At 75.1% G+C, this 10210-nt stretch carries 10 protein-coding genes; 4 read left to right on the plus strand and 6 right to left on the minus strand.

Annotated features, from left to right (window positions below; translation table 11 throughout):
* On the plus strand, positions 1-442 hold a 442-nt coding region (locus tag ACIRRH_RS26780; protein ID WP_403072278.1), incomplete at its 5' end, for a hypothetical protein.
* 79 nt (positions 443-521) lie between these two features.
* Here the strand turns inward: ACIRRH_RS26780 and ACIRRH_RS26785 are convergent.
* Both ACIRRH_RS26785 and ACIRRH_RS26790 read right to left on the minus strand, forming a co-directional pair.
* Positions 522-1556 (minus strand): transglycosylase SLT domain-containing protein, encoded by a 1035-nt coding sequence (locus ACIRRH_RS26785; RefSeq protein ID WP_403072281.1) that lies wholly within the window; start codon positions 1554-1556, stop codon positions 522-524.
* 50 nt (positions 1557-1606) lie between these two features.
* Positions 1607-2428 (minus strand): helical backbone metal receptor, encoded by an 822-nt coding sequence (locus ACIRRH_RS26790; RefSeq protein ID WP_403072284.1) that lies wholly within the window; start codon positions 2426-2428, stop codon positions 1607-1609.
* Positions 2429-2663: 235 nt separating this feature from the next.
* Between ACIRRH_RS26790 and ACIRRH_RS26795 the strand changes: the two genes are divergently transcribed.
* The 3 genes from ACIRRH_RS26795 to ACIRRH_RS26805 are packed head-to-tail and all read left to right on the plus strand — an operon-like array spanning position 2664 to position 5653.
* On the plus strand, positions 2664-3764 hold the full coding sequence (locus tag ACIRRH_RS26795; RefSeq protein WP_403072287.1) for an ABC transporter substrate-binding protein: 1101 nt from the start codon (positions 2664-2666) through the stop codon (positions 3762-3764).
* 3 nt (positions 3765-3767) lie between these two features.
* Entirely contained in the window at positions 3768-4856 is a 1089-nt protein-coding gene (locus tag ACIRRH_RS26800; RefSeq protein ID WP_403072290.1) for a FecCD family ABC transporter permease, read from the plus strand.
* Positions 4853-5653 carry an ABC transporter ATP-binding protein gene (locus ACIRRH_RS26805; RefSeq protein ID WP_403072293.1) on the plus strand — a complete coding sequence of 267 codons (801 nt, stop codon included), beginning with the start codon at positions 4853-4855 and terminating at the stop codon, positions 5651-5653. The genes ACIRRH_RS26800 and ACIRRH_RS26805 overlap by 4 nt, the downstream gene beginning before the upstream one ends.
* 24 nt (positions 5654-5677) lie before the next feature.
* Here ACIRRH_RS26805 and ACIRRH_RS26810 read toward each other — a convergent pair whose 3' ends face one another.
* The 4 genes from ACIRRH_RS26810 to ACIRRH_RS26825 all read right to left on the minus strand — a co-directional run bounded on the left by ACIRRH_RS26810 (position 5678) and on the right by ACIRRH_RS26825 (position 10177).
* Entirely contained in the window at positions 5678-6496 is an 819-nt protein-coding gene (locus ACIRRH_RS26810; protein ID WP_403072296.1) for a DUF4253 domain-containing protein, read from the minus strand.
* Positions 6497-6563: 67 nt separating this feature from the next.
* Positions 6564-7556 carry an L-tyrosine/L-tryptophan isonitrile synthase family protein gene (locus ACIRRH_RS26815; protein WP_403072298.1) on the minus strand — a complete coding sequence of 331 codons (993 nt, stop codon included), beginning with the start codon at positions 7554-7556 and terminating at the stop codon, positions 6564-6566.
* 109 nt (positions 7557-7665) lie between these two features.
* On the minus strand, positions 7666-8979 hold the full coding sequence (locus ACIRRH_RS26820; protein ID WP_403072301.1) for a cytochrome P450: 1314 nt from the start codon (positions 8977-8979) through the stop codon (positions 7666-7668).
* A gap of 118 nt (positions 8980-9097) precedes the next feature.
* The gene (locus ACIRRH_RS26825) at positions 9098-10177 is read right to left on the minus strand and encodes an MFS transporter (RefSeq protein ID WP_403072304.1); all 1080 of its coding nucleotides are present in this window, start codon (positions 10175-10177) and stop codon (positions 9098-9100) included.
* Between the last annotated feature and the right edge of the window lie 33 nt (positions 10178-10210).

Here is a 10210-nt window from a genome sequence, read left to right on the forward strand (position 1 = left end):
GGCCGAGGTGGTCGAGGTCGTGGCCGAGGTCGAGCCCGAGACCGTCGCCGAGAGCGCTGTCGTGGAGCCCGTCGTCGAGTCCGAGGCTGTTGCCGTAGAGGTGACGGAGCCCGCGGCCGAGGCTGTCGTGGAGGCGCCTGCGGTCGAGGCCGAGGAGCCCGCCGTCGAGACTGAGCCCGAGCCCGTCGCTGTTGCCGAGGCTCCCGCCGCCGAGCCGGAGGCCGATGCCCGTCCCGCGAAGCCGGACTTCACGCCCGGTCGCCCCGTGACCGCCTACTCCGCCGACGAGTTGCTCGCCGTCGTGCGGTGGGTGGACGGCGACGGTGTCGAGCGGACGGACGAGGAGCTGCTGCGGGCGGCCATGAAGGAGCTGGGTTTCGCCCGCCTCGGCCCCCGGATCAAGGAGGCGCTGGGCGCCGCCGTCGCCGCCGCGCGGGGCTGACGACGTACGGCCGTCAGGCCGAGGGCCCGGGACGCGGTCATGCGTCCCGGGCCCTGTCGTGTTCCGGGGGTGCCCTCCGTCAGCCGGCCTTGTTCCACGGCTGGCTGGACATCAGGGCCTTCACGTTGGCGACGTACGCCGGGTTGGGGATGGCCAGGCTGCCGACGACCTCGCCGGTGGCCGGGTCGGTGACGGCGTTGTAGTGGACGTTGCCCGCGCCCGCGTTGTACGCGGAGACGACCAGGTCGAGCAGCGGCGTCTTGCCGGTGGCCGGGTCGGGGGAGAGGTCGTACTTGCCGCCGAAGGAGGAGTCGCCGTAGTAGGCGACGAGCCAGTCGAGCAGCTGGGTGCCGAGCTGGACGTTCCCGGTGAGGGTGGCGGGGTCCGAGGTGGTGCCGAACTTGCCGTTCATCCAGCTGACGGTGTTCGGCATGACCTGCATGGTGCCGATCCCGCCGTCGCAGGCGACGATGCCGGACTGCCAGCCGCTCTCCTGCCAGGCGATCGCCTTGACCAGGTTGACGGGCAGCGGCGGGAGCTGGTCGGTGCCGCCGGTGCCGAGCCTGAGCGTCCGGGACTGGCCGGCCGCCGCCGCGAGCGCCGCGCCGACGGTCTCCTTGGCTTCGTCCGGCCGGGGCTTGCTGGGCGTGCAGCCGCTCTGTGCCGGGGGCACGTGCGGGGTCGCGGGCGCGGGCGGCGGGGGCGCGACCGGGCCGGGCTTGGCGCTCGGCACCGGGGCCACGACGACGGGCTTGGCGACCGGCGGCTGGGTGGGCACCCCCGCGGGCAGGCTGCCGGCACCGGCACCTGCCTTGGCGGCGCTGCCCGGCTGGGTGCTCGGGGCGGGCTTTGCGGACTTGCCCGGGCCGGCGCTCGGGCTCTGGGTGGCGCCGGGGCTCGTGCTCGCCGGGGCGGTCGGGCTCGGGGCGGTGTCCGCGGACGGGCTCCCGCTCGGTGTCGTGACGGCCGAGGCGCTCGCGGCCACCGGGGTGCTGCCGGACGACGCGTCCTGGTGCCGGCCGGCGTGCTCGGTCCCGCAGCCGGCCAGGACGGCGGTCGAGACGCCGACGGCGGACACCAGGACCAGCGTCCGCCGGGTCGTGCTCACTCTCATGTGTGGTCCCCCCACTGGTCACCGGCGGTCGCCGGTGAGTGGCGGTCATCCTATGAGGTGCCCGTACCGCCGGGACCGGACGGGTGGTCGAGGGCCCGCCGCAGCACGGCCGGGGCGGTCACCAACGACGGCCCGTACCAGGTCAGGTGCCGCCCGCTGACCAGTGCCGCCGGAGTGCCCGGGAACGCCTCCGGGCCGTCCTCGGCGGTGAAGCGGTACGGCTCGTCCGGCAGGACCACCAACTCCGCCCGGCAGGCGAGCAGTTCGGGTAGCGGGATGGCCGGGTAGCGCTCGGGGTGGTCGGCGTGGACGAGCCGCAGGCCCAGACGGCGGAGCAGGTCCCCGGCGAAGGTGTCGCGGCCGAGGACCATCCACGGGCGGCGCCAGATCGGCACGACGGTCCGCGGGCCGTCGGGCTCCGGAGGAGTGCTGCCGCCCCCGACCGGGGACCAGACCGCCTCCGCCTCGTCCAGCCAGGCCGGCCGGGGCAGCCCGCAGGCGATGGTCAGCAGCCGGTCCAGGGAGCGGAAGGCGTCGTCCAGGGTGCGGATGTCGGTGACCCAGACCGGGACGCCGGCCGCCCGCAGCGCGTCCAGGTCGGGGCGCCGGTTCTCCTCGTCGTTGGCGAGGACGAGGTCCGGCGCGAGCGCGAGGATGCGCGGGACGTCCGGGCTCTTGGTGCCGCCGATCCGGGGGACGGGCAGGTCGGCGGGGTGGCTGCACCAGTCGGTGGCGCCGACCAGCAGCCCGGGCGCGGTGACGGCGACCGCCTCGGTCAGCGAGGGCACCAGCGAGACCACCCGGCGGGGCGGGCGCGGCCCGAGCCGGACGGGGAGGTCGAGGTCGTCGCGAAGGGCGGTGGGGTCGGCCATCCGGCCAGCCTACGTCCGGGGCGGTCGGCGGCGTACGAGCCCAGGGGCGCACCGGCGGCAACCGGTCGCGAACGGGCGGGAACCCGCAGCCCCGGACGCCCGACTACCTGGTCCGGGTCCGCAGCACGGGCCCTCAGCACGATCACCCAGCACCAGCACCAGCACCAGCACCGTCACCGGGCACGGTCACCCAGCACCGTCACCGAGCACGGTCACCGACCAGGAGAGAGTTGTCATGCGTCCTCGCGTCGTCTGCGGAATCGCGGCCGCCGTCGCCCTGTTCGCCACGGCCTGCGGAAGCGGGACCGGGGGCGGATCGAGCGCCTCCGTCACCGCCCAGGCCGGCCCGGGCGGTGGATTCCCCGTCAAGGTCGCCGACTGCGCGGGCAAGGAGACCACCATCGCCAAGGCGCCCGCCAGGATCGTCACCAGCAACGCGTCGAGCCTGGAGCTGCTGCTCCAACTCGGTGCCGGGGAGCGGGTGATCGGCACCGGCTTCCCGCCCGGCAAGGGAACCCTGCCCGCCGCCCTCGCCGAGCAGGGCGCCAGGGTGCCGGTGCTCGGGGACAAGGGCATAGCCAAGGAGAAGCTGCTCGGCTCCGGCGCCGACCTCTACGTGGACACCTTCGGCGCGATGCCGATGATGGGCGGCGGCGCCACCGGGCCGAGCGAGGAGGAGTACGCGGCGGCCGGCATCCAGCACGTGTACCTGCTCTCCACCGCCTGCGCCGGGACGCCGAAGGCCGCCAAGGCGCCGCGCACCGACCTCGCCGGGATCGAGGAGGACGTCCGCCGGCTCGGCGCCGTCACCGGCACCGCCGCGCGGGCGGAGGAGCTGGTCGCCGGGATGGAGAAGCAGCTCGGCGAGGTCCGCACCGCGCTCGCCGCCGTGCCGGAGGGGCAGCGGCCGAGCTACTTCGTCTTCGACTTCGACGCCGGCACCAAGCAGCCGGTGGCGGTCTGCGGCCGGCAGGTCGCCAACGCCGTGATCACCCAGGCCGGGGCACGCAACGTTTTCGCCGACTGCGACGCCGACTTCAAGCCGGGGTCCTGGGAGGACGTGGTCGCCAAGAACCCGGACTGGATCCAGCTGGCCGTGCGCAACCGGGGCAGTGAGGAGGCCACCCGCAAGGCCTTCGACGAGGCCGAGGCCTTCCTGAAGGGCTTCCCCGCGACCCAGGGCCTGAAGGCCGTCCAGGAGGGGCACTTCGTCCGGCTCGGCTCCGAGGTGACCACCATCGCGGGGGTGCGCAACGCCGACGCCGTCCGGCAGATCGCCGCGACCGTCCATCCGGACCTCGTCAAGAGCCCCGACCTCGCCAAGAACGGGCAGTAGCCGGTGACTTCGGCCATCGCTCGGAAGGAGCGCGGCGAAGCCCGCCCGGCCCGCACCCTGCGGGCCGGGCCGCTGGCCGCCGCCCTCGCCGCCGCCCTGGTGCTCGCGCTGACCGCCGCCGTCTCGCTCGGCTCGGTCGACGTCCCGCCCGGCGAGGTCTGGTCGGTGGTCGCCCGCCGGCTCACCGGGCAGTCCCCCGAACCCGGCACCCGCGACCTCATCGTCTGGCAACTGCGCGTTCCACGCGCCCTGCTGGCGGCCGTGGTGGGCGCCGGGCTCGGCCTGGTCGGCACCGCCGCGCAGGCCCTGGTCCGCAACCCGCTCGCCGACCCCTACCTGCTCGGCATCTCCTCCGGCGCCTCGCTCGGGGCTGTCGCCGCCATCGTCCTCGGCACCACCCTCGGGTTCCAGCTCTCCTTCGGCAGTGCGCTCGGCCTCACCGTCTCCCTGGCGGCGTTCGCCGGCGCGCTGGCCGCGTTCTCGCTGGTCTGGCTGATGGCCCGGCGCGGCGGCGGATTCTCCCCGCTGCGCCTGGTCCTCGCGGGCATCGGCATCGCCCAGTTCCTCGGCGGCATCACCAGCTACCTGGTCCTGCAGACCAGCGACGAGCAGCAGACCAGGGGTGTGCTGTTCTGGCTGATGGGCAGCCTCGGCGGCGCCGTCTGGGCCCAACTCGCCGTCCCCGCCGTCGCCGTGGCGCTCGGACTGGCCCTGCTCCAGGCCCGCGCCCGGGGCCTCAACGCGATGCTGATGGGCGACGAGACGGCCGCGGGGCTCGGCGTGGACGTCACCCGGCTGCGCCGCGAGGTCTTCGTCGTCACCAGTGTGCTCACCGGGGTGCTGGTCGCCGTCTCCGGGGCGATCGGTTTCGTCGGACTGATGGTGCCGCACGTGTGCCGGCTGCTGGTCGGTGGGGACCACCGCCGGCTGCTGCCGCTGTCCGCGCTCACCGGGGCGCTGCTGCTGGTCGTCGTCGACACCGTGGCCCGCACCGCGCTGGACGGCCAGGAACTGCCGATCGGCGTGGTCACCGCCGTCGTCGGCGCCCCCACCCTGCTCTACCTGCTGGACCGACGACTGGAGCGCAGTTGAGGATCGCCGTCGAGGACCTGAGCGTCGCCCTGGCCGGCCGGACGGTGCTGGCCGGGGCCAATCTGATCGCCGAGGAGGGGGAGATCGCCGGACTGGTCGGGCCCAACGGCAGCGGCAAGTCCAGCCTGCTGCGCACCGTCTACCGGCACCTGCGGCCCAGCGCCGGCCGGGTGCTGCTGGCCGGGCGGGACCTGGCGGAGCTGCGGCCCGCACAGTCCGCCCGGCACATCGGGGCGCTGCCCCAGGAGCGCGGCGGGGACTTCGAGCTGAGCGTCCGGGAGGTGGTCGCGATGGGCCGCACGCCCTACAAGCGGGCCTTCGCGCCCGACGACGCCGAGGACCACCGGATCACCGCCGAGGCGCTGGTCCGGGTCGGCATGGCCGAGGCCGCCGACCGCCGGTTCGCCCAACTGTCCGGTGGCGAACGGCAACGGGTGCTGCTGGCCCGCGCGCTCGCTCAGCAGCCGGACGTCCTGGTGCTGGACGAGCCGACCAACCACCTGGACGTCCGGCACCAGGTCGAACTGCTCGCCCTGCTCCGGGAGCAGCGCCGCACCACCCTGGTGGCCCTGCACGACCTCAACGCCGCCGCCTCGGTCTGCGACCGGCTGCACGTCCTGCACCGCGGCGCCCTGGTGGCCTCCGGGGCACCGCGCGAGGTGCTGACCGCCGACCTGCTGGCCGAGGTCTTCGGGGTGCGGGCGGCGGTGGTCGAACACCCCCTCACCGGCGACCCGTTGATCGCCTTCGACCACCGCGCCCCGGCGACGACGGAGGCCGCCGTGCCGGGGCGGTAGCTCCCTACGGGCCCCAGCCCCCCATCAGTCCCACCAGAAGCCCCAGTTGCCGGTGCCGACCAGCTCCTCGGCGTAGTCGGCCAGGCCCTCCCCGTGCTGGGACAGGTTGTCCGGGCAGAACGCCACGTGCTCGGCCGCCACCAACAGCGCCTCCTCCGGGCCGGCCGGCGGCGCCGCGACGCTCAACTCCAGCGAGGCGGCCCCCACCTGGACGACCCGGGCGCCGAAGCGCTGCTGCCAGCTGCGCAGCACGGCGGCGATCTCGCCGCTGTCGCCGTGGCCGTTGGTGCCGTTCCAGCCGCAGGCGGCCAGCGCCTCGGCGCCGCCGTCCGCGCGGACCAGGCCGATCCGCAGGCCCGGCCGGGCGCGCAGCAGTTGGCGGGCCAGGCGGTCGGCGCACTCCTGCGGTTCCCGCTGGGGCGCCGCGGCGGGGGCCGGGCCCGGCCAGGTGTCGCCGAAGGGCGCCAGTTCCGCCAGCAGCCCCGCCCGGTCCTGCGGATCGCCCGAGGGGCACCACAGCACCGCCTTCTCCCACCATTCGCGCAGCAGGGCGGCCGGGTCGTACCCGTCCAGCGCAGGCTCCCCCGGCTCCCCGGGTTCCAGCCCCAGGTCCCGCCCGTCGAGGCCCGGGATGGCGTCGCCCGGCTCCAGCAGCAGCGGCCACAGCCCCGAGCGCGGGTGTTCCCGGTGCAGTCGCTGCCACACCCCCTCCGGCGCCGGCCCGTCACTCACCCACAGGACGGGGGTGACCTGATGCCCCGGCAGCAGCGGCGCCGTACGGCCCTCGGCGCTGCGGTCGGGGAAGCGTCCGCGCAGGGTGCGGAGCAGTTGCGAATCGATCATGCGCCCACGGTAGGGGTACGCACCGACAGCCCGGTCGCAGGGCTGGGCGGGGGTTCGAAGGCGGGCCCTAGCGGCACTCGTAGTGGCTCGGCCGGCCGTCCCGCAGCACCAGCCGGCCGAGCTGCGCGGCCTCCTCGCTGCGCAGCAACTCCCGCTCACCACCGGTTCGGTGGAGCACCGCGGAGTGCCACGGCGTGGTCCAGGCGTCGGCTGCCGCCAGCAGCCGGATGCCGAACTTGGCGGTTCCGGCCGGCTGCGGGTGGATGGACAGCCGGACGGCGCGTGGATGGTGCTCGGCGATCAGCTCGCCCCAGGCGCGGCTGCGCTGGATCACGCCGTAGGCGCGGCGGCGGCACTCTCGTTGGAGGGCGGAGCGGGTGCCGGTGAAGCCGACGGTGTCCTCGGTGAGGAAGCGGGTGATGCCCCGGTAGAGCCGTAGGGTCTCCTCCTCGGTCAGCACCTGTTCGCGCAACTCCTCGACGCTCGGAGCGTACCGGGCGTGGACCCGGGCGCGCTTCTCGTCGTAGGGGAGGTCGCCGAGGACGGCCCGCAGGTCGAAGGTGTCGAGGTGGGTCAGGCCCTCGCGGCCGATCATGGCGGTCAGGGCGTTCGAGTAGGCGTCTATGTGGTCGTCCGGGACGTTGATCAGGTCGCCGAAGACGTGCCCGTCCGAGCAGATCAGGATGCGGGCGCCGGGCGCGTGCAGGCGGCCGATCTCGGCGCAGAGTCCGTCGAGGAAGGTCAGCGAGAGCCGTTCGCCCTCGTCGGGCAGGTGGCCGAGCACCTTTGCCGGGTTCGGCGACTTGCAGGGGAAGCCGGGCAGGGTCAGGACGATCGGTTCGCCGGCGGCGATGAAGTCCGTCAACTGCGCCAGCTGGAGCGGGAAGTGCTCCGGTCGGGCGTCGAACTCCGGGTCCGCGGCGCGGCGGTGCGGCATCAGCAGGCCGAGGACGCGGGCGGCGAGCCGTTCGGCCGAGGGGCGGTCTTCGAGGGCCGGGGCGGGGGTGGCGGGGGTGGCGCCAGGGGTGATGGCGGCAGGGGCGGTGCCGACGGGCGGCATGGTGGGTCCTCCACGGAAGGTGGTACGGGCTGCGGGCTGCGGGCTGCGGTTCAGGGACTGCGGGCTGCGGGCTGCGGGCGGAGCCGGGTGGTGCCTGGTGCCCCGGGGGTCAGCTGCGGCGGTCGTAGGCGACCGGCAGCCGGTTCACCCCGCGCGCCAGGACGGCGGGAACCCAGGCCAGGTCTGCCAGACCGTCGCCGGGCGCCTCGGCCGGGCGCAGACCGGGCAGCCGGCTGAGCAGGGTGGCGAGGGCGACCTGGAGTTCGGCCCGGGCCAGTGCGGCCCCGGGGCAGTAGTGGATGCCGTGGCCGAAGGCCAGGTGGGCGTTGGGGGTGCGGTCGAGGTCGAGGTGGTCGGGGTCGGGGAACTGCTCGTCGTCGCGGTTGGCGGCGCAGAGCGAGACGATCACGGAGTCTCCGGCCGGGACGGTGGTGCCGAACAGATCGCTGTCCTCGGCGAAGAACCGCCAGGTGGTGAGCTCGAACGCGGCGTCGTGGCGCAGCAGTTCCTCCACCGCCCGGGCGAGCCGGCCGGGCTCGTCGATGCCCTCGCGCAGCCGGGCGAGCTGCTCGGGGTGGCGCAGCAGGGTCACCAGCATGGTGGTGATCTGGTTGGTGACCGGTTCCTGCCCGGCGACCAGCAGCTGGAACACCATCGAGTCGAGCTCCGCGCGGCTCAACTCGCCCGCGTCATGGGCGGCGACGAGCCGGCCCAGCAGGTCCTCCTGGGCCACCCAACCGGGTTCCCGGCAGTCGGCTCGCTTGCGGGCGACGACGTCGGCGATGTACGTCTGGAGGCCGCGCAGCCGTGCCTCGTACGCCGGCCGGCCGGGGTCCTGCGGGCCGACCGGCTGGACCACCTTGCCCCAGTCCCGGTCGAAGCGCTGCGCCAACTCGGACGGCAGGCCGATGACTTCGGCGAGCACCCGGAAGGGGTAGTGGGCCGCGAAGCCGGCCACCAGGTCCGCGCCGCCGGACTCGGGCAGCTCGTCCACCAGCGCGTCGGCCAGCTCCCGGAACCGGGGGCGCAGCGACTCCACCCGGCGCGGGGCGAAGGCGTCCAGTACGAGCCGACGCATCGAGGTGTGCTTGGGCGGGTCCTGGTGGAGCAGGTGGACCTGCAACTGCGAGTGCTGCGGTTCGGGCATGATCGACGCGAGTCGGCGCCAATTGTCGTTGCCCAGAGCGTGGTTCTTGCCGAGACGGGGGTCGTTGAGGGCCGAGTGGGCGGCCCGGTAGCCGGTCACCAGCCAGGCATGGATGCCGCTCGGGAACTCCACCCGGTGCACCGGACCGGCCTCGCGCATCCGCCGGTAGAGCGGGTACGGGTCGCGCTTGTACTCCGGGCCGTACAGCGGGACGGGGGAGGGGAGCCGGTCGTGCCCGTACGGGCAGCGCGGGGTGTCGGGCGTGGCGTCGGTCATCTGGGGGTGATCCTTCGGTGGTGCGGGGCGGGTGGTCGTCACAGTGAGCGGGGTGCGGGGTGCGGGGTGCGGGGTGCGGGGTGCGATGGGCGGGGGTGGCGCGCGTCGGGTGCCGGAGTCAGCTGCGGATGCTGCGGTCGGCGCGGGTGCCGCGGTGGTGCAGGGCGAGCAGGACGACTGCCGTCGCCGCGGCCAGGGCGGCCAGGGCGATCCCGGCGCGGGTCCCGGTGGTGTCGCGGGTCCCGGCGAGGGCGGCGGCGGTGGCGAGGGCCGGGCCGAGAGCGAAGCCGAGGCTGCGGGCGAGCTGGACGGCGGAACCGGCGGTGGCGAGCTTCCCGGGCGGGGAGGCGGACATCACCAGGGCCTGGGTGGGGCCGCCGTTGAGGCCCATCCCGGCACCGGCGAGGGCGAGTCGCGCGGCGATGTCAGGGGCGGACCAGCCGGCGTCCAGCGGGACGAGCAGGGCCAGGCCGAGGGTGGTGACGGCGGCGCCGGTGAGCGCGGTCGGACGGGCGCCCCAGCGGTCGGCCAGCCGGCCGCCGACCCGGCCGGCCAGCACCATGCCGAGCGGGAACGCCAGCATGGTGAGCGCGGTCGCGGTGGCGCTCTCGCCTCGGGGGCCGCGCAGGTGCTGGGCGAGCAGGTAGTGGCAGGCGGCGAAGCCGGCGGCGAGCGCCAGCACCGAGGCGTTGACCCCGGCGGTTCCGGCGGCCCGCAGCACCTCGGCCACCGGCTGACCGCCCGGGCGGCGCAGCCAGAGCAGCACCAGCGGTACGGCGGGCAGTGCGAGCAGCAGCCACTGCGGCGCCTCCGGGGCCAGGGTCAGCCCGAGCAGCACGGCGGCCACGGCGGCGCCGATCAGCGCGGCGTCGCCGAGGGAGGCCCGGTCGGGCGGTCGCAGCCCGCCGCGGCGCGGGGCGTGGCGCCGCACGATCAGGACGGCGGCCAGACAGACCGGCAGCTTGACGAGGAAGATCGCCCGCCAACCCAGGTGGTCCAGCAGCAGACCGCCGACCACCGGCCCGGTGACGGCGCCGAGCGGACCGAGCGTCGCGGGTACGCTCATCGCCCGGCCGCGCAGCTCGGGCCGGACGGAGGTGGCGGCGAGTACCGGCATCAGGACGAAGAGCACCGCTGACCCCGGGGAATTGCGTCCGATGACCGATCGCGAGCCGGGCGTGGAGCTGAACTGCGACATTGAAGCACCATCCTCTGGTGTCGTTGAAGGGCT

The organism is Kitasatospora sp. NPDC101235 (genome assembly GCF_044767505.1).
Lineage (GTDB): Bacteria > Actinomycetota > Actinomycetes > Streptomycetales > Streptomycetaceae > Kitasatospora.